This is a genomic window from Fusibacter ferrireducens, from assembly GCF_015352425.1.
GTDB classification, from domain to species: domain Bacteria; phylum Bacillota; class Clostridia; order Peptostreptococcales; family Acidaminobacteraceae; genus Fusibacter_A; species Fusibacter_A ferrireducens.
Genome location: NZ_JADKNH010000004.1, coordinates 336,371 through 355,294 on the forward strand (window position 1 = coordinate 336,371; position 18,924 = coordinate 355,294).

An 18,924-nucleotide genomic window follows, 5' to 3' on the forward strand; every position below is an offset into this window, starting at 1 on the left:
GCACTGAAGAAATTTATATCTAAAATCTTGAGAATTCGAGTGATATCGACTAGAAAAGAGATGAGAAAATGGTGGATTTAATAATAAAAAATGGGAGAGTCATAGATCCGTTGAATGGCGTTGATAAAATATGTGATGTGCTTGTGCAAGATGGTAAGATCAAAAGTATTAGTAATTTTAAAGATGTAGAATGCCAAAAAGAAATTGATGCGACTGACTGTATTGTAACACCTGGTCTTATTGATTTTCATGCACATGTTTATCCATTGGCTGAGATTGGTATCCCGACGGAGGTTACATGTTTTTCTTCTGGGATTACCACAATTGTAGATGCAGGTAGCACTGGCTGTGCGAATTATGAATCCTATCGTGGATTCATAAATACTAGCAAAGTGAGGATAAAATGTTTTCTTAACATGTCATCAAGTGGGCTGACTTCTAGTAGCTCCCATGAAAATATTGATCCTCAATTTTTCAATTCAAAAAAGATTAAATGGCTGTTTGATAAATACCCTAATGAGTTATTAGGATTAAAAATACGTTTTTCAAAAGAAATTGTTGATGATTTAGGCATTGATCCCTTAATAAAAACAATTGAACTTGCGAATGAAATAGATGTTCCGATAGTCGTTCATAGTACAAACGCCCCAATTTCTATAGATAGATTGGTATCCTATTTGAGACCTGGTGATGTTTTAACACACGCATACCATGGTATTGGAAACTCAATTTTAGATGAAAATGGCAAAGTTTCATCTGGGGTTAAAGATGCCAGAGCTAGAGGTGTAATCTTTGATGTTGCAAATGCAAGGTTTCACTTTGCTTTTAAGACAGCGAGAGCGGCGTTAAGCGAAGGCTTCTTGCCAGATGTGATAAGTACAGACTTGACCACTAAGAGTTTGTATAAAAAGCCTCAAATTTTTAATATGATGTTTTTATTATCTAAATATTTGAATATGGGATTGGATTTATATGAAATTATCTCGCGTTGTACAAGTATCCCTGCTGATTTAATGGGTATGAAAGGTGTAATTGGCTGCCTGAGTGAAGGTGCATGTGCCGACATAACCATTATCAAATGTCTTGAAAGAGAAGTCCATTTTGAAGATTGGGATGGTGATAATCTAACTGGAAACAGATTATTGAAGACAATGCTTACGGTAAAAGATGGTCAAATTGTATTCCAGGATATTGAACTTTAGTAATCCCCCCTCATTTTTATATAGAAGCGTCTATGACATTTGAAATTTAATGTTTTAGGCGTTTTTATATTCAAAATGTATAAATATGCAATTTTGATCTTTTGAAGTTACAATCATATGTTATAATTAAAGGCATTAAAATTAGATGGGAATATTAATATTTATGAATAGTGGTATTTTATTCACTTTTATATTCTATTTTATCTGTATGTTTGGCATTGGGTTGTACTATTATAAAAAATCCAAAAATTTATCAGACTACATTTTAGGTGGGCGTAGTTTAAACGGCTGGGTAACTGCTTTAAGTGCTCAAGCATCAGATATGAGTGGATGGCTTTTATTGGGATTGCCTGGGGCAGCTTATTTAAGTGGACTTGAAGCGGGTTGGATCGCCATTGGGTTGTTAATAGGGACTTTTATTAACTGGAAATTTATCGCAAAGAAGCTCAGAATTTATACAGAGTATGCAGGAGACTCCATTACAATACCTGATTATTTGGAAAATCGTTTCAAAGATCATTCTAAAATACTACGTGTGTTATCGGCTACTTTTATTTTATTTTTCTTTTTAATCTATACGTCTTCAGGATTTGTTGCTGGGGCCACTCTTTTTGAAAATGTATTTCATTTGGACTACCAAGTGGCACTACTTGTTGGAGCAGTCATCGTGATTTCTTATACATTTTTGGGTGGTTATTTAGCGGTTTGCTGGACGGACTTTTTCCAAGGTACATTGATGTTTTGTGCAATTATTATAGTGCCTGTTGCAGGGATTATTCAGTTAGGTGGCTTACAAGGTGCCATACAAGCTATTCAAAATGTTGATCCAAATTTACTAAACTTATTTATGAATGCTAAGGGTGAAAATATAACTTTTATGGCAACTGTATCGAGTTTGGCATGGGGGTTAGGATACTTTGGACAACCTCATATTTTAGTTCGATTTATGGGGATTAGAAGTGCAGATGAAATCAAGAAAGCTAGACTAATCGCAATGGTTTGGGTAACTTTATCCTTGATTGCCGCTATATTTGTGGGGATCATTGGTCGAGCTTTATTGCCTGCACTTGAAGATGCAGAAACTGTCTTTATGACTTTAGTGGGTTTGGTTTTTCATCCTGCAATTGCTGGCATCTTATTAGCAGCTATTTTGGCCGCAGTTATGAGTACTGCGGATTCACAACTTTTAGTAACGGCATCTGCGATTTCAGAAGATTTTTATAAAGTGATCTTTAGAAAAAATGCAAGCAACAAAGAATTGGTATTCGTCAGCCGTTTGACGGTTATGATCACGGCAATCATTGCATATTTAATCGCCAGAAATCCAAATAATTCAGTTATGGATTTAGTATCATATGCTTGGGCTGGATTTGGAGCCACCTTTGGACCCATTATTATACTGTCACTTTATTGGAAGCAGATGAATAAATGGGGTGCACTTGCAGGTCTACTATGTGGTGGCGTGACAACTATTGTGTTTAAGGCGTTAGATACAGGCTTATATGAAATCGTACCGGGATTCATCGTGGCACTGATCGTGTCAATTATTGCAAGCATAATCACTGGTGGAGCAGATAGAGCAGTGCAAGAGCATTTTGACAAGGCACAAGAGCAATACTGACTTAGAGAAAGAAGAGGGGGTCAAAATCTGAAATTCAATTGGATTTTGGCTCTTTTTTAAAATAGCGAAATGTGAGATAAAAAATTTTCTCCGTGGCCGCTATACTTAATATACCTAAGGAGTAAACCAAATGGCAAAATATGATAATATGCTCGCAATTCTATAAAAATGAACCGTGTGTGAGCGATGGACAACTGATAACCGCTTCTGGAATCGCTGCCTTAGAATTTACGGTTCAGGTCTTAAAAGCGTTGGCGGTATGGACACCTAAAATGCTAGATGAATGGTATGGTCTTTTTAAGTACCACAAAATGGATTTCTTTGAAAGCTGAAAATGAGAAGAGGCATTTCATATGGAATGCTCCAGCTAATAATAATACTCCGACCAAATCTTGTTATTTAAAAAAGCACCTGATCAAAACGCCGATCAGGTGCTCTTAAAATTATTTTAAATAGGCTTAGTTTTCTCGCATGTACATCTTAAAGTAAGAAGATGTTGATATCTAAGTTTGAAAGACGGATCATTTAAAAAGGATATTTGACATCGGAAGGCATACGCCAATCTCCTCGTGGGGATAAGGATACTGTACCCACTTTTGGACCATCTGGAAGACAAGAACGTTTGAACTGTTGGGTAAAGAATCTATAGAAGAAATTATTCAGTGTCTTATCTATTTCCTCTGCGTTAATTTGAGGGAATGCAATACGTGCGAGCACCTCAATTTTTTCTTTTGAGAAGCCGTTGCGGACAAAGTGATACAAGAAGAAATCATGTAGATCGTATTTGCCAATGGTCTCTTCAGTGGATTGCATATCAGATTCATCCTTTGAAGGCAGTAATTCAGGGCTAATAGGAGTACTGCATATGGATGTCAACACTTCTTTTAGTTTGGGATGCATATCACCATAAGCCGATACAAGATATCTTACAAGTGTTTTGGGAACACCCGAATTTACAGCATACATGGACATGTGATCGCCATTATAAGTGCTCCAACCCAGCGCCAATTCCGACAGATCTCCTGTCCCTATGACCAAAGCATTTTCTTGATTGGCAACATCCATTAAGATTTGTGTACGCTCCCTTGCTTGGACGTTTTCATAAGTGACATCATAGCAGTTAGAAGCGTGACCAATATCTTTAAAATGTTGCTCACAGGCGGGTTTGATATCAATAGTTCTTGCAGTGATGCCCATTAACGCCATTAGACGATCTGAATTGGACTTTGTTTTGTCGCTTGTTCCAAATCCTGGCATGGTGATACCGATGATATTTTCAAGAGGTAATCCAATCATTTCATGCGCATCGGCAATTACCAGTAAGGCCAATGTACTGTCCAAACCACCTGAAATGCCAATAACAGACTTTTGGATACCTGTTTTTTTAAGACGTTGTGCTAAACCACGTGCTTGCAAATGTAGAATCTCTCTACAACGTTCTTCCTTTTCATCACCTACGGGAATAAAAGGGAATGGATTGACATAGTGTGGCAGGGTCTCTTCTTGGGCTGTAGCTTCAGCGGTGATAAAGTTGTATTTATAAGCTTGGGTTTCATTTATTTTAATGCCTTCGGCAAAACTATTAAATTTAACGCGGTCATTTTCGAGTTTTTCGAGGTCTAAGATAGCGGTCATAAGACCAGTGCCGTCTTTTTCTTCTGCAACGATGCCGCCATTATAGGCGATGATGTTGTGACCGCTAAACACCAAATCGGTTGTACTCTCTCCCAAACCAGAGGATGCATATATGTAGGTGCCCATACATTTACCGGATTGCATTTTGACGAGGTCTCTTCGGTATTCGCTTTTGGTGGCCACTTCATTAGATGCAGAGGGGTTGACAATAATGTTTGCACCATACATGGCATGGATACCACTGGGTGGATTGCTAACCCATAAATCTTCACAGATTTCACAGGCAAGTCTTAAACCGTCAGGTGTTTCAACGATAAGGTCGGGTGTAAACGCCACTTCTTGATTGCAAAATGAAATTTGATCTGCCATACGTGATGAGGCGGGACTAAACCATCTTTTTTCATAGTACTCAGAATAGTTGGGTAAAAACGTTTTCGGTACAATGCCCAATATTTGAAACCCCTGTATGATCACTGCGGCGTTAAAGAGCAACCCTCTTTGTTTTACCGGACAGCCTATGATCGTGATTATTTGATGATTATTTTCTCCAAGGTATTGGCATATCTTTTGTATTTCAGATTCAGCTGCCTTCGAAATATAAGGCTTTAGGAATAAATCACCACAGGTATATCCTGTTAGGGACAACTCAGGAAATAATAAAACCTCAACATGTTCTTCAATAGCTTGCTTCATAATTTTAATTATCTCTTTTGAATTTGCCTCAGGATTGCCCACAACAACTTCAAAAGAACCTGTCGCTACTTTGACAAATCCATATTTTGTACCCATTTTTAGCACCTACTTTTCCTTTAAAATCATTAAAAATAAACTTGCACTTTTATTTTACCATATTGTATGAAATTCTTGTAGAGAGGCAAATTAATTTTACAATGCATAGCCGTTAATAGGCTAAGATTTCATAGCCTTCATTTGTCACTAAGACCATGACTTCCCATTGTGCAGAGGGTTTGCCGTCTGCCGTATAAACCGTCCAACCATCTGCCTCGTCTAAGAAAATTTCATCTGAACCTTGATTGAGCATAGGCTCAATTGTGAAGACCATTCCAGGCACCAAGAGCATCTCCGTTCCCTTTTTTGAGACGAAGCTCACCCAAGGCTCTTCGTGAAATTGTAATCCAATGCCGTGACCACCAATTTCCTGTACAACAGTGTAACCGTTATTTAAGGCATGTTCATGAATGGCTTGTCCCATGTCGCCTAAAAATCCCCAGGGTTTTACCTGTGCTAAACCGACTTCAATGCATGCCTTTGTCACATCCACAAGGCGTCTATTTTCTGCACTGGTATTGCCAATGCAAAACATTCTAGAAGAATCTGAGAAATAGCCATTATATATGGTGGAAACATCGATGTTGATGATATCGCCATCCTTTAAAATCACGTCATCTGAGGGGATGCCGTGACATACTTGATCATTGATGGATGTGCAAACGCTTTTAGTATAACCTTCATAGTTGAGTGTTGCTGGAATGCCGCCTAATGCCAATGTTTTTTCATGAATGAGAGCATCAATTTGATTTGTTGTCATGCCGATGTGTAATTTATCAGATATAAAATCTAAAATGGCGATATTGATTTTGCCACTCTCTCGGAGACCGTCAATCTGTACTTGATTTTTGATGATTTTTCGTGGTGGCACAATGCACCCTTGTGCTTTATATCTGGCTATTTTTTCGTCGAATGCTTCGTGACAGTCTTTATATTCGATACCACTTTTGCACCAACAGAGATCATTTTTATTCATTTTTTTTCTAAATCTTTTATACATAAAAAACACCTTTTCCTTGTTGTAGATCATTTAATTTTCATCTGAAAATAATGGATGTATTTCGGAGAGCGTCATAAGAATACAATTAAATATAGCATTATATTCTATTAAATTCAAATATAGAAAATGTGTTTTAAAGATAAGGAAGACGCACTGAAATGAATTTACGAATCAGGCATTCATTTATATTGGATAGAGTTTAAAAAACACAATTTAAGGGTATATTTATGAAAATGTATAAATTTGTGTTTCCACAAATATTTAAATTGGAAAAGATCAAAATTTGCGCATTTTACCTGTAGAAATGAGATACTAGGGGCATCGAATTTCTATAAATATAATACTGAAGGGGGGGAAAAAAATGGGTGAAAGATATGTATCCGAAACATTAACGGTAAACCGGAAAAACTTGACTGAAATTCTTAGCTTAGTTGAAGAACTTGTGATTAACAAAGTGAGTATCGAAAAAATAAAAAATGGAGATACTGAAATTTCATACAGCAAAGTATTAGATCAGGAATTGAGAATTATTTCAGAAATTCAGAGCAATGTAAAGAACATTGGCTTGGCAAGACTAGAAACCATTCACGCTTCTTTGGAAGAGATTGTTAAGCAAGAAGCTTCTCAGCGTCAAATGAATGTTGATTTTGTTTTTGAAGGGGCAAAGACGGAAATTGAAGCGTCGCAATTAGATCATATTCATAATATTCTAGCAGGTTTTATCCAAGATATATTTGAAAATCACTCTAGTCGTGATTTGAATCAAATCAGGGTGAGTGCTCATTCAGATAATAAGAATTTTTCAATAAGTGTTGAAGGGCATGAGGCGCAAACGAACAGCACTGCCATCAGTACGGTTTCTTCTGCTAATATGCTTGAACTGACAGCATTAAGCGAAGATAAGGCAATTGAGAGCCTCCAAAACAACAATTGTAAAAATGTACTCTCTGATTTAATTGAGTTAAGGGATCAACTTGAGTATTCTGGTGGTCTTATTAATTTCGAATCAGAAGAACATCAGCTTATGCGCCTCGATATAGTAATACCTGTTGCATCTTCTATCATGACAGGGATGCTCATCCAATGCGACGATCAATCATACGCGATACCAACAGAATTTATTGAAACGATTATAAATACAAAAAATGTTAAACAACAAGAAGCCTTTCATCAAAATATGATCTTGTATTTAGATCGAGTCATAGCCGTTGAAAATATAGCAGAGCGTTTAGGCGTGGAAGCTTCAGGCGAATTATCTGCAATTGTAATCGTTCGTGTCAAAGATGAATTGCTGGCGTTACTTGTGGACTCTGTTATTGATCAAGTGGATATGGTGGTAAAGGCAAAACCACCAACGATAAAGAACGTCAAAGAGTTTCGTGGGACGACCGTATTAGGAGATGGGAAGGTAACACTTGTACTGGATGTACCATTCCTAATCAAGAATGCTTAGGGAGGAGGGTGTATGATAAATTCCTTTGAATTTATGCATACAAAGTGGATATGCAAGTATTAATATTCATAATAAAAGATAAGGAATATGCGATTGAAATTAATCGTGTAGACACCATAGAAAAGCTGGAAGCAATGACCTATATCCCAAAATCAGACAAAGAAATCATGGGCCTCATAAGTAGTCGTGGTCACGTCATTACTGTTATTGATACAAGCAAGCTCGTCATGCATAAGGTCGACCAAGAGGAGCTTAAAAAATTGATTATCATTACTGTACGAGGAGAGAAAATAGCACTTGCGGTTACAGATATAGAAGATGTCATAGATGTTGATGAACAAGGCGTTGAATTCGTAGATAACGCCAGAGCGGTTTCTGTAATCAATATCAATGAGAGAGTCGTCATGCTATTAAATGAGAATCAACTCGATAAGATATATTAAATTAGGAGGCAGAAACATGATTAAGATGTTGAGAAATGGCAATTTGGATATAGAGGCATTAGAAATTAAAGATGTTATCGATATAAAGACACTTCAAATGTTTCAGGATAACTTTGCAATTGGAATGAACATCGCAAGTGTAACCGTTGATAAGAATGGAACGCCTGTTACCGAAGAGAGTTCATATACAAAATTCTGTATGGATTTCACACATTCCACTAAAGTTGGTGATGATCGATGTGCTGAATCGCATCGAAAAGCAGGTGAAGTCGCTGCACAGACAGGTAAACCTTATGTTTTTACATGTCATGCGGGTCTTATAGACTTTGCTGCACCCATTATGGTGGAAGGCCATTTGCTGGGCACTATTCTGGGTGGACAAATTTTAACTTCAGATCCTGGGGAAGAAAAGTTTAGAAAAACAGCAATTGAAATAGGGGTTGATCCAGAAGGCTATGTGAATGCCTCTAAGGAAGTTTACAAGACAGAAGAAAAAAATGTAACTGCAGCAGCAGAAGTGCTCTATATTGTCACAAATGCGCTTTCGAAAACAGGCTATGAACAGCTCAGACTGAGTCACATGTCACAGGAACTGTCTGAAAACGTAACACAGATTGCGGCGACTATGGAAGAGTTAACAGCATCTTCTGTGGAAGTTACTTCGAATCAACATTCTCTAAGTGAGGAGATTCTCAATGTTAAAAAGGTATCCAATGAGATCAACTCTATATTGGATTCAATCAAAAGTATTGCAGATGAGACGAAAATGTTAGGTCTAAATGCTGCAATCGAAGCTGCCAGAGTAGGTGAGGCAGGTAGAGGTTTTGGCGTAGTAGCCACTGAGATTAGAACCTTATCCATGAACTCAAAGGATACAGCCATAAAAATTGAAGAATTGACAAAGAGTATAGAGGTATCTGTAGACAGTACGATTAAAACTTCAAATGCGACGCTTCTCACGACGGAACAACAGACTGCGGCAATTGAAGAAGCCACTGCGAGCATCATGGAGATGACGATTCTTGCAGATAATTTAAATTCAATGACGAATACGAAGTAGTTGGTGTGCACTCAGCACAATTATCATTTGAAATAAATGATAATTGTGCTTTTTTAAAGAAGTGCGATGCGAGCGCAAAACTATTTTTATACGAATTGCATGTAAATATTCACGAACAATAAATTTTAGTGTGTATTTACACACTGATTTAAAAAGACTACACACTAAAGATAAAATACACACTAAAACAAATGAAAAAGCATACAAAAACATCAGTTTTTACACGGTAAATACAGATATTTTATGTGTTTTTTTTATGTCTTCAAAAAAAAATAGCTTACAAAATCAACGTATTAGAGAATTTGTCGAACGAAAAATTAACATCGATTTAACTTTGGCATGATATATGCGTTAATATAGTGTGCAAAATAGTGTGCAAAGGAGGTGTTAGTATGAAAGACTTTTCAGTAACGGTGAACAGTGCAACGGGATTGCATGCAAGACCCGCAAGCCAATTGGTAAGTGAAGCTTCTAAATTCCAAAGTGAAATTAAATTGATTAAAGGCGAAACATCGGTTAGTGCTAAAAGTATCATGGGTGTCCTGGGATTGGGTGTTTTAACTGGGGATAAAGTGCGTATCACTGCTGATGGTGCTGATGAACATGATGCGATTAAAGCTTTAGAGGCTCTATTTGAATCCGGTTTATAATCTGATTAAAGGTGTCGTAAATTTAATTGATGAATGCAGAATCTTTTAAAATTATGGCTAAAGCGTATTTAAAACCCGATCAAGAGCGTATTCAGAACGCTATTAAAAATTACATGAAATTAAAAAATGGTGAACACACTGATCAAGCCGTTTTGAAAGGGAGCACGCAATGAAGAAAATATATTTATTTTGTAGTGCGGGCATGTCAACCCATATACTTGCTAATAAAATGCAGGAAGTTGCAGATGTTCATGATTTAGGGGTGAAAGTTGAAGCTTTCCCCCTAACTGAAATAGACGAAATATATAACGCTGAACCTCCAGACTGCATTTTAATAGGACCACAAGTTAGATTTATTTATGAAGAAACCAAGAGTAAGTATAAGCCTCTAAAAACCCCTGTTGGATTAATTGATGCGAGAGACTATGGCACGATCAATGGTGAGAAGGTCTTAGATGATGCAATAAGGCTTATTGAACAGGGTGTTGAGTAAAATCCATTTATACAACCGTGTTTAGGGGTAGCGTCCTTTATTGGATGAATGCCCTTAAAAAGGTTTATTTTCATTTCTGAAAGAGTTACTATTAAGGTGAAGATAATGATTGAGGGAGAGATAATTAAAGTAGGAAGCATCTATGAGAAAATCTGAAATCAGTTGAAGGTCAGAACTTTATAAAAACAGATATGAGGAGGTGAAATTTATGAAAGCAATTATCAACGCACAAATTCTTTTGGAGGATCAGATCATTGAAGAGGGTTATCTGCTCTTTGATGAAAAAATTAGAGGTTATGGTTGCATATCTGATTTTGAGGAGACATTAAGTCGCTTAGAGTTATCGCGTGATACTGTTGAAATCATAGAGGGTGAAGGTCGGTTTGTCGGCCCGGGGTTTATAGATATACACATACATGGTGCTGGCGGCAGCGACACTATGGATGGTACTCAGGAAGCCCTAGAAATCATTTCAACTACAGTTTTGAAGAGTGGCGTGACACGATTTTTGGCAACGACGATGACGATGGCAAGTGATGAGATTAGAGCGGCGCTAGAAGCCATAAGAGAGCGGGTCAAAAGGCAAAAAAATCAAAAGACAGCTCAAATTTTAGGGGTTCACCTTGAAGGGCCGTTTATCAATGTGGCTAAAAAAGGCGCTCAAAATGGTCAATATGTTGTGCCTCCAGATTTTGAATGGGTTAAACCGTATTTGGATCTTATAAAAATTATTACGATTGCACCAGAAAATGATGCGCATTTTGAATTTATAGAACAAATGAAAGCGTATCCAAAAGTTAAATTGAGCATTGGCCATACGAACAGTAATTTTGAAACGGCGATGTCTGCTTTTGAAAATGGTGTTACGCATATTACACACTGCTTTAATGCAATGCCGTCACTTCATCATAGAGAGCCAGGTGTTATCGGTGCTCTAATGAGTGAACCTTTTACAGCAGAGCTAATTGCGGATGGCATTCATGTGCACAAAGGATTGTTTAAAGGGTTGATCAAATGCGTGGATAAGGATAAGCTCGTGTTGATTACAGATAGCATGAGAGCTGGTGGCCTTGAAGAGGGCCAATATGATCTGGGCGGACAGAATGTCATTGTAAAAGAGGGTGCTTGCAGATTGGAAGATGGCACTTTGGCAGGCAGCGTTTTGACAATGAATCAAGCCGCTAGAAATTTTGCGAGACATACGGAGTTGCCTTTAAATGAGATTGTCAATTTGGTTTCTCTAAATCCTGCAAAAGTGATTGGCATGGATACTGACTATGGCAGTTTAGGCATTGGCAAAGTAGCCGATATCAATATATTCGATGAGCATTTTAATATTACTAGAACTTTTGTGGATGGCTTTTAAGATCAAGCAATACAGACGGATTAGATCAAGAAGAGTTTGGATAAAAACGATCCTGATATGAGATCTATAGGAGGCTTTATATGGAGATTATAAAAGTAAAGAGTTATAGAGAATTGAGTTTTAAGGCAGCTCAATTCGTTGCAAGCCAAGTGATTTTAAAACCAGAGAGCATTTTAGGTTTGGCGACAGGCTCAACACCTGAGGGCATGTACGCAGAAATTATCAAAATGTATCAAAATGGTATCGTGGACTTCGAAAAAGTGACGAGTTTCAACCTAGATGAATATATTGGTTTAGGGAAGGAAAGCGATCAAAGCTATGTGTACTATATGCAAGAGCATCTTTTTAATCATATTAACATTGCGCTCAGCAATATCAACATGCCAAACGGGTTGGCTAAAGATATAGAAAAAGAGTGTCTGGAATATGAAGAGCGCATTGCAAAATCAGGTGGCCTTGACTTACAAATTTTGGGCATTGGACGAAATGGACATATTGGTTTTAACGAGCCGGATTTAAAATTTGAAGCGAGAACACATGTGGTAATGTTAGATGAGCAGACGATAGAAGACAATTCAAGATTCTTTGAGTCTATTGATCAAGTCCCTAAAATGGCCATCAGTATGGGTGTTAAAACCATTATGCATGCAAAAAAAATAGTTTTATTGGCTTCTGGAGCAGAAAAAGCAGAATCTGTGTACAAAATGATTTACGGGAAAATAATTCCGGAATTACCAGCATCTGTTTTACAACTTCATCCAAACGTGACGGTTATTTGTGATGAAGCTGCTGCACGTCTTTTATAGAAAAGGGTTTTGTTATGAGATTTACAATTAATGATTTTTATGGTATTCACGCCAGAGTTGCAACACGGATTGTCAATCTTGTGGATCTCTATTCAGGAGAACTCAACTTTGTCGTAGGGGATAAAAGCGTTTCAGCCAGCAGTGTCATTGGCTTAATGCAAATGGGGGTAAAGCAAGGTGACATTGTCACCCTTGAATACATTAAGCCCATGAAAAATCAGGTTGAATTTGAGAAATTGTTATTAAAAATAATAGAAGGATAGGTGTATATTATGAGAGGCATTGGCGCATCAGATGGATATGGGATCGGTAAAGTAGTCGTTAAGAAAGAATTGAGTGTTCCAAAGAAAGCTTATATTGAAGATGTAGAAGCAGAAATTCAAAAAATCGAAAATGCATTTATAGCAGCTGAAAAAGATCTTGAAAGCGAATACGAACAAAAAGTAGAAACACTTGGCAAAGAGCATGGGGAAATATTTAAAGCACATATTGCCATGCTACAGGACCCAGAACTTAAGAAGACGATTTGCGATCTAGTGGAAAAAGAAAAAGTGACTGCAACGTATTCAACGCAGATGGCAATAGATCAATTTGTCGCTGTTTTTCAAAGCATGGATAATGAGTATTTTAGAGAACGTGCACTGGATATCAAGGACATTGGCGTGCGCATTCTTAAAAAGCTTTTAAACATATCTGATTCTGGATTTGAAGGGGAAGGGCTTGTTATTGTTGCAAAGGATTTAACACCTTCTGATACTGCCAAGATTGATAAAAAGCAAATTGAAGGTTTTATAACGGCAATTGGCGGCAGTACATCTCATAGTGCAATTATAGCTAGAACGCTTGGTGTACCAGCGATTATGGGTGTTTCTGGTATTGTGGAAGCTGTAAAAGATGGTGACATCATCATCGTAGATGGTTTTACAGGAGATGTGTTTATCAATCCAACTAAAGAGCTTTTACATGAATACGAACTCAAAAAAGTGGAATACGAAGCTAAAAAGAAAGAACTTATGATCTATAAAGAGCAACCATCCGTTACAAAAGATGGACATCATATAGAAATCGGCGCCAATATTGCCTCACCAGACGATGTAGAGCCAGCACTTGAAAATGGTGCTGAAGGTGTGGGCCTCTTCAGAAGCGAGTTTATTTTCATGAATCGTACAGAGGCACCTAATGAAACAGAGCAGTACATTGCATACAAAGCGGTTCTTGAAGGCATGGGAAAAAGACCCGTGGTTATTCGAACATTAGATGCAGGTGGCGATAAAAAAATCCCTTACCTCAATATTCCAGAAGAAATGAATCCATTCCTTGGATATAGAGCAATTCGTTACTGTCTTGTAGAGACTGATTTATTCAAAGTACAATTGAGAGCACTTATGCGTGCAAGTGTATTTGGCAATCTTAAAATCATGTTCCCTATGATCTCATCTGTGGAAGAAATCAGAAATTCTAAAAAGATTTTAGATGAGGTTAAATCGGAACTGGATGCAGAGGGCATTGCCTACGATCCAAACGTAGAAGTGGGGATTATGATCGAAATTCCTGCAGCTGCTGTGATTTCAGATGTACTTGCAAAAGAAGTGGACTTCTTTAGTATTGGTACAAATGACCTCATTCAGTACACCACGGCAGTGGACCGTATGAATGAAAATATCAAGGCACTTTATACACCGTATCATCCAGCTGTACTTCGCCTTGTTCACACGACGATTAAGAATGGCAATGCAGGAGGCATATGGGTTGGCATGTGCGGATCTGTGGCTGGAAATCCACTTATTTTCCCAATTCTTATAGCTATGGGATTGCATGAGTTCAGTATGAGTCCAGGCCAAATTCTAAAATCCAGAAAAATAGCAAGCCTCTATACGCTTGAATATTTAAATGAGGTTTTGGCACATGTATTGAGTTTAGGCACTGCTGAAGAAGTAGAAACTTATTTAAAGGCGACTTTCACACACTAAAACATTTTGTGATGGTATTCACCATAGGGGTATGTTATACTGATGTCGAAAATACGACGATTCAAGGAGCAACTCGGTGAACGAAAATAAAAAATATTATCCCTTTTACTTTATACTCTTTTTCGCTTGGTCATCTGTATACACACTGATTGCCATTTATCTTAGTGAAGAAGCAGGTTTTAAATTGGCAGAAATAGGTACATTGATGTCTTTTCTGCCTATTATTACATTGGTATTTCAACCCATATGGGGTGCACTTAGTGATAGTACCGGGCGTAAAAAAGGACTTCTTATAGGCATCATAAGTGTCAATGTAGTATTGGCACTTATGATGACTTTTTTCACCAGCAAAATGGCCATCATACTGATTTATTGTCTCTATACAGTCTTTTTGTGCGCTCAAAGTCCTATGACAGATGCCATGTCAATTGCGTATGTGAATAGAACACAGCAAGGTTCTTATGGGAGTATCAGGGCATGGGGTTCAGTTGGCTATGCAATTGGATCTGTAATCGTTGCACAAATTGTCTTTTATGCAGGGCTGAAATCCATATTTTACGTAGCAGCATTGTGTTTTCTTGTGAGTTTATTCTTACTGAGTCACATAAGAGAATACAAGCTTAAAGTAAATAGAGTGAACTACCTCAAGGATTTAGGGGATTTGCTTAAGAGAAAAGAATATGTTTTCATTTTAGTATACAGTTTTCTTTTTTCAGGCTCTTTTTTTGGTGGAGAACAGTATCTAGGACTTTACTTCAGGTGGCATGGTATTCCAGTTTCTAAGATTGGCATTCTGACATTTATTGCAGTGTGCATTGAAGTGCCTTTTATTTTTTATTCCAAACGGCTCATTAGATCTTTTGGCATTGTGCCTTTGATGCTTATAATGAACTGTGTGTCTATACTTAGAATGGGCATTTTAAGTTTCGGAAATATATGGGGCATTTTTGTAGTATCCAGTATTTTAAGAGGGGTCATTGTGGGCATATTTATTCCACTCTTTATTGAGGTGGTCTCAAGTATTACGCCTAAAGCCCTTTCAACATCTGCAATCTCCATTTATTCGGCGGTTTCCAGTGGGATTGCGACATTTAGCTTTACACTTCTTGGGGGCTTTTTAGCAGATCGATTGGGATATCCATTTTTATATGGCACTTATGGATTTGTGGCGATAATGCCTTTGCTACTCATCATTGTATTTAGAGGGATGCTTTCAAGGGCAATAGAAGAATGATCAAAAAACAACTGCGAGTTGCCGTAATGGATAAAGATGATTACGATGACTCGCAGTTTTATAAATTGAGTTTTTAGTTTTATAAATTTAACTTTCAATAGTAAGAAAGTAAGAGCTGTTTAAAGTCCTCGGCAGCATGTGATAGTGTACGTCTTTTATTAATCAAGAGGTGAATACTGCGTTCAATGTAAATGCCTTTGATTTTAAAAGCTCTAATGGGCAGATGCTTGCTGTAAACATCAAAAACGGTTTGAGAGATATATGTGAAACCGATATTTCGTGAAACTAAGGACAAAATGAGATTGAGATCATCTGTTTCCACCACAGTTTCTAGGAGAGAAACATCGTGACCTTGCTCTACCAAATGTCTTTGAAAATCCAGTCGAGATCCAGACTGTTCAGATCTGGAGATTAAATTGAACTGCAATAGTTCAGAGTACGACATAGTCTCTTTAATATCCGACTGCTCCGAACATATAAAAATGAGATCGTCTTGGAAGAGCGGCAAACATTGAAAACGGTCATTTTCAACTTTCATACCGACGATACCTAAATCTGCAGTTAAAGAACAGACGTCTTCAATGATGGTATTAGAGCTTTTTTCTTCCACAACAAAGCTGACTTCAGGATGTATGGCTTGAAAATCACTTATGGCGCGTGGCAGTAAAATAACGTTTGGCGTTGAACTGGTAGAAATATGTAGAGATCCTGTTATTTTAATATCCGATGCTGTCAGTTGGTGCAGAGCCTTATTTTTCATATTAATCATGTCAAGGGCATAATTTAAAAATTCTGTTCCCTGTGGCGTCAAATTGACTTCTTTAGATGTTCTATCAAAAAGAGATGAACACAATTCTCTTTCAAGATTAGAAATATGCAAACTGATGGTGGGTTGAGATAGATAAAGTGCTTTGGCAGCCTTTGAGAAATTTTTGTATTTCGCAACATTTACGAAAGCTTCTAACTGTCTGAAATCCATTAAAATCACCTCTTTAAAGTATTTTATCATACATATTATTTTTTGGATAGTCACCGCTTAAGTCCGTGAAAAAGAGCTTTTCAGTTAAAAGAATAGGGCGTATAATTTTAATTAAAGAGGTGATTGGGTGAAAGGGCAGAAAAAGAGGAGAAACTTTATTCTGGGGTTGCTGTTATTGGTTTTGGTAGCAGCGCTATCGTACAGTATTTTGATGATTGTTTCAGGTTTTAGACCTACTAGAGACATATTTCATATTTTAAGTCTTTTGGTCGTTGGTGGACTTGTTTTTACAATCAAATACGAAATCATAAAACGTGAGAAAATAATGCAATACTTAAAGGCACAGAACACACAGCTTTTAATGGTCTTCGATGAATTGCCCTTTGGTCTATTGACTGAGGACATTGATACTGGTGAGATCACTTATTGGAATCAGTGGCTTTCAGATAATACTAAAATTTCGAAGGAAGAGGCTTTTGGCAAGCTTTCTGGAGATATTTTTAAATTTGAAGACTTTGAAATCCTAAAGTCGTTGAATGTGAATGAAAAAAAGCCGTTATATGAGGGCATCTATAAAGATGCCACAGGTGCAGAGCGGATTTATCAAATATCAAGAATTGAGATTGAAGGCTTTAGTGATTTGAATATTAGAATCATTGTGGTCAATGATATCACTGATTATAGGCATCTTGAAAAAAAGGTGTTACAGTCTGATAAAATGAATGCGATTGGTCAACTTGCTGGTGGGATTGCTCATGACTTTAACAATCAACTCATGGGGATTGCTGGGTATGCGAGTCTTCTATTGGCAAATTCTGAAGGCAACTCTAGAGTTCAGGTGGAAAAAATATTACATCAAACAGGTGTGGCATCCGAATTGGTACATAAACTACTCACTTTTTCAAATCAAAATATTCATTTTGAGAAATTCATCAATGTGCAAAGAGTTGTAGAACATGCGCTTGCTGCCTTTCACGATTCTGATCACAAGTTGATTCGAATTCAAAAGTCAATGGAAGCTCCGAACTGTTATGTCCTTGGAGACGAGACGTTTATTGAGAGCGCATTTTTAAATATTATAAAAAATGCTTTTGAGGCCATTGAAGTCGAAGGGATTATAAATATATCTGTTTACGAGAAAAACTTAGGTAATGAGGACCTTGCGACTTACTATCAAGAGTTAGAGCCCGGTAAGTACTGCATTGTTGAAATAGAAGATTCAGGTCAGGGTGTTATGGAGAGCGAAATCGCAAAATGGTTTGAACCTTTTTATACTACGAAACCTTTCGGAGAAGGTCATGGCATGGGTCTTTCAGCGGTATATGGAACGATTACAAAGCATAACGGCGGGATAAAAGTGGAAAGTGTTCTCCATGTGGGCACTAAATTTACAGTGGCCTTACCCATTATCAAAAAGAATCAAGTGAATAGAAAACACGCGATTATGATCTTAGATGACGATGAAATTGTCTGTGAAATCATTGAGGCGGTGTTATTTGAAAGTGGTTACAGCAATGTAAAAATATTCAATGATACGCAACAACTCAAATTGGATGATATCATTTTATTGATCACAGATCGAAATGTGCATTCTGATTTCCATGTGTTTTTGGAACAGACATTCAAACGATACCCAAATTTGAGTATTGTAGGGATAAGTGGTTACTTCACAGAAGAAGATTATGCACTTGTTAAAATGTATTCAAGGCTGAGACTACTTGAAAAGCCCATAGAGACGAGAGTTTTGACTACAACGATTAATCTCCTTTTAGACTGATCGCCTTCTCTAAGTGGGATTTGCAACACATATGAGCATTAATTGTTGGCCTTTGCGTTCATAATTTATTTATAAAAAAAGGGTTGACAGAAATTTATTATAGCTGTAAACTAGTAACAACAAATAATAACCGACTAAATTAGTTGGAATTAAATTTTCAGTTTAAATGTGTTGAAGAAGGAAAGTAAGTCAAAGGAAACTCACAGAGAGAAAGTCATTGGTGGAAGATTTTCAGGGAAATTTGATTGAAGTGCCCTTCGGAGCAATGTACCGAACTAACAGTAGGCTACATCGGGATCTCCCGTTATAGAGATAGAGCATTAGAGTGCTTGAAAGTGGGCTATCAGCCAATTAGAGTGGAACCGCGGAGTATAGACTTCGTCTCTTATAGAAATATAAGAGGCGGAGTTTTTTTAATTATTAATCATTAGTTTTCGTCCAGCATA

Annotated in this window: 17 protein-coding genes and 1 other annotated feature; of the genes, 14 read left to right on the top strand and 3 right to left on the bottom strand. The window is 37.2% G+C overall.

The genetic code is table 11. The features are described from left to right. The first annotated feature begins 68 nt into the window (after positions 1-68). From ISU02_RS08480 to ISU02_RS08490, 3 genes are all read left to right on the top strand, one after another. On the top strand, positions 69-1,202 hold the full coding sequence (locus ISU02_RS08480; protein ID WP_194701381.1) for a metallo-dependent hydrolase: 1,134 nt from the start codon (positions 69-71) through the stop codon (positions 1,200-1,202). A gap of 163 nt (positions 1,203-1,365) precedes the next feature. Continuing rightward, positions 1,366-2,823: a sodium/proline symporter PutP gene (gene putP / locus ISU02_RS08485; RefSeq protein WP_194701382.1), complete on the top strand. Its 1,458-nt coding sequence runs from the start codon at positions 1,366-1,368 to the stop codon at positions 2,821-2,823. Between the two features lie 179 nt (positions 2,824-3,002). Then, a complete protein-coding gene (locus tag ISU02_RS08490; RefSeq protein WP_194701383.1) occupies positions 3,003-3,155 on the top strand; it encodes a hypothetical protein in 153 nt (50 codons plus the stop codon). Positions 3,156-3,348: 193 nt separating this feature from the next. On the opposite strand, the gene ISU02_RS08495 is transcribed toward ISU02_RS08490, so the two are convergent. After that, positions 3,349-5,247: an NAD(+) synthase gene (locus tag ISU02_RS08495; protein WP_194701384.1), complete on the bottom strand. Its 1,899-nt coding sequence runs from the start codon at positions 5,245-5,247 to the stop codon at positions 3,349-3,351. A gap of 112 nt (positions 5,248-5,359) precedes the next feature. Continuing rightward, a complete protein-coding gene (gene map, locus ISU02_RS08500) occupies positions 5,360-6,247 on the bottom strand; it encodes a type I methionyl aminopeptidase (protein WP_194701385.1) in 888 nt (295 codons plus the stop codon). 361 nt (positions 6,248-6,608) lie between these two features. On the opposite strand from map, the gene ISU02_RS08505 reads away from it, so the two are divergent. The 10 genes from ISU02_RS08505 to ISU02_RS08550 all read left to right on the top strand — a co-directional run bounded on the left by ISU02_RS08505 (position 6,609) and on the right by ISU02_RS08550 (position 15,722). Then, positions 6,609-7,700 carry a chemotaxis protein CheW gene (locus tag ISU02_RS08505; protein ID WP_194701386.1) on the top strand — a complete coding sequence of 364 codons (1,092 nt, stop codon included), beginning with the start codon at positions 6,609-6,611 and terminating at the stop codon, positions 7,698-7,700. A gap of 50 nt (positions 7,701-7,750) precedes the next feature. Further along, positions 7,751-8,143 (top strand): chemotaxis protein CheW, encoded by a 393-nt coding sequence (locus tag ISU02_RS08510; protein ID WP_194701387.1) that lies wholly within the window; start codon positions 7,751-7,753, stop codon positions 8,141-8,143. Positions 8,144-8,159: 16 nt separating this feature from the next. Continuing rightward, complete coding sequence (locus ISU02_RS08515; RefSeq protein ID WP_194701388.1) at positions 8,160-9,203, top strand: PocR ligand-binding domain-containing protein; 1,044 nt, start codon at positions 8,160-8,162, stop codon at positions 9,201-9,203. Positions 9,204-9,595: 392 nt separating this feature from the next. After that, a complete protein-coding gene (locus ISU02_RS08520) occupies positions 9,596-9,853 on the top strand; it encodes an HPr family phosphocarrier protein (RefSeq protein ID WP_194701389.1) in 258 nt (85 codons plus the stop codon). 169 nt (positions 9,854-10,022) lie between these two features. Then, positions 10,023-10,346 (top strand): PTS sugar transporter subunit IIB, encoded by a 324-nt coding sequence (locus ISU02_RS08525; RefSeq protein WP_194701390.1) that lies wholly within the window; start codon positions 10,023-10,025, stop codon positions 10,344-10,346. Positions 10,347-10,554: 208 nt separating this feature from the next. Beyond that, a complete protein-coding gene (gene nagA / locus ISU02_RS08530; RefSeq protein WP_194701391.1) occupies positions 10,555-11,712 on the top strand; it encodes an N-acetylglucosamine-6-phosphate deacetylase in 1,158 nt (385 codons plus the stop codon). Between the two features lie 80 nt (positions 11,713-11,792). Beyond that, positions 11,793-12,518 carry a glucosamine-6-phosphate deaminase gene (gene nagB / locus ISU02_RS08535; protein WP_194701392.1) on the top strand — a complete coding sequence of 242 codons (726 nt, stop codon included), beginning with the start codon at positions 11,793-11,795 and terminating at the stop codon, positions 12,516-12,518. A gap of 14 nt (positions 12,519-12,532) precedes the next feature. Beyond that, positions 12,533-12,781, top strand: a complete 249-nt coding sequence (locus ISU02_RS08540) for an HPr family phosphocarrier protein (protein WP_194701393.1) — start codon at positions 12,533-12,535, stop codon at positions 12,779-12,781. Positions 12,782-12,787: 6 nt separating this feature from the next. Then, a complete protein-coding gene (gene ptsP / locus ISU02_RS08545; protein WP_407646430.1) occupies positions 12,788-14,488 on the top strand; it encodes a phosphoenolpyruvate--protein phosphotransferase in 1,701 nt (566 codons plus the stop codon). A gap of 76 nt (positions 14,489-14,564) precedes the next feature. Continuing rightward, complete coding sequence (locus tag ISU02_RS08550; protein ID WP_194701395.1) at positions 14,565-15,722, top strand: MFS transporter; 1,158 nt, start codon at positions 14,565-14,567, stop codon at positions 15,720-15,722. A 94-nt stretch (positions 15,723-15,816) separates the two neighbouring features. Here the strand turns inward: ISU02_RS08550 and ISU02_RS08555 are convergent, their stop codons facing one another. Next, positions 15,817-16,701, bottom strand: a complete 885-nt coding sequence (locus tag ISU02_RS08555; RefSeq protein WP_194701396.1) for a selenium metabolism-associated LysR family transcriptional regulator — start codon at positions 16,699-16,701, stop codon at positions 15,817-15,819. A gap of 127 nt (positions 16,702-16,828) precedes the next feature. Here ISU02_RS08555 and ISU02_RS24290 point away from each other — a divergent pair, with 127 nt between their 5' ends. Continuing rightward, the gene (locus ISU02_RS24290; protein WP_194701397.1) at positions 16,829-18,478 is read left to right on the top strand and encodes an ATP-binding response regulator; all 1,650 of its coding nucleotides are present in this window, start codon (positions 16,829-16,831) and stop codon (positions 18,476-18,478) included. Positions 18,479-18,640: 162 nt separating this feature from the next. Continuing rightward, positions 18,641-18,867: a binding site (T-box leader), on the top strand. Positions 18,868-18,924 lie beyond the last annotated feature (57 nt).

What these genes read in the sequence shown, in the direction of transcription:
- ISU02_RS08480 (WP_194701381.1), top strand. Translation starts at nt 69, where the DNA reads ATGGTGGATTTAATAATAAAAAATGGGAGAGTCATAGATCCGTTGAAT.
- putP (WP_194701382.1), top strand. Translation starts at nt 1,366, where the DNA reads ATGAATAGTGGTATTTTATTCACTTTTATATTCTATTTTATCTGTATG.
- ISU02_RS08495 (WP_194701384.1), bottom strand. Translation starts at nt 5,247, where the DNA reads ATGGGTACAAAATATGGATTTGTCAAAGTAGCGACAGGTTCTTTTGAA.
- map (WP_194701385.1), bottom strand. Translation starts at nt 6,247, where the DNA reads ATGTATAAAAGATTTAGAAAAAAAATGAATAAAAATGATCTCTGTTGG.
- ISU02_RS08505 (WP_194701386.1), top strand. Translation starts at nt 6,609, where the DNA reads ATGGGTGAAAGATATGTATCCGAAACATTAACGGTAAACCGGAAAAAC.
- ISU02_RS08510 (WP_194701387.1), top strand. Translation starts at nt 7,751, where the DNA reads ATGCAAGTATTAATATTCATAATAAAAGATAAGGAATATGCGATTGAA.
- ISU02_RS08515 (WP_194701388.1), top strand. Translation starts at nt 8,160, where the DNA reads ATGATTAAGATGTTGAGAAATGGCAATTTGGATATAGAGGCATTAGAA.
- ISU02_RS08520 (WP_194701389.1), top strand. Translation starts at nt 9,596, where the DNA reads ATGAAAGACTTTTCAGTAACGGTGAACAGTGCAACGGGATTGCATGCA.
- ISU02_RS08525 (WP_194701390.1), top strand. Translation starts at nt 10,023, where the DNA reads ATGAAGAAAATATATTTATTTTGTAGTGCGGGCATGTCAACCCATATA.
- nagA (WP_194701391.1), top strand. Translation starts at nt 10,555, where the DNA reads ATGAAAGCAATTATCAACGCACAAATTCTTTTGGAGGATCAGATCATT.
- nagB (WP_194701392.1), top strand. Translation starts at nt 11,793, where the DNA reads ATGGAGATTATAAAAGTAAAGAGTTATAGAGAATTGAGTTTTAAGGCA.
- ISU02_RS08540 (WP_194701393.1), top strand. Translation starts at nt 12,533, where the DNA reads ATGAGATTTACAATTAATGATTTTTATGGTATTCACGCCAGAGTTGCA.
- ISU02_RS08555 (WP_194701396.1), bottom strand. Translation starts at nt 16,701, where the DNA reads ATGGATTTCAGACAGTTAGAAGCTTTCGTAAATGTTGCGAAATACAAA.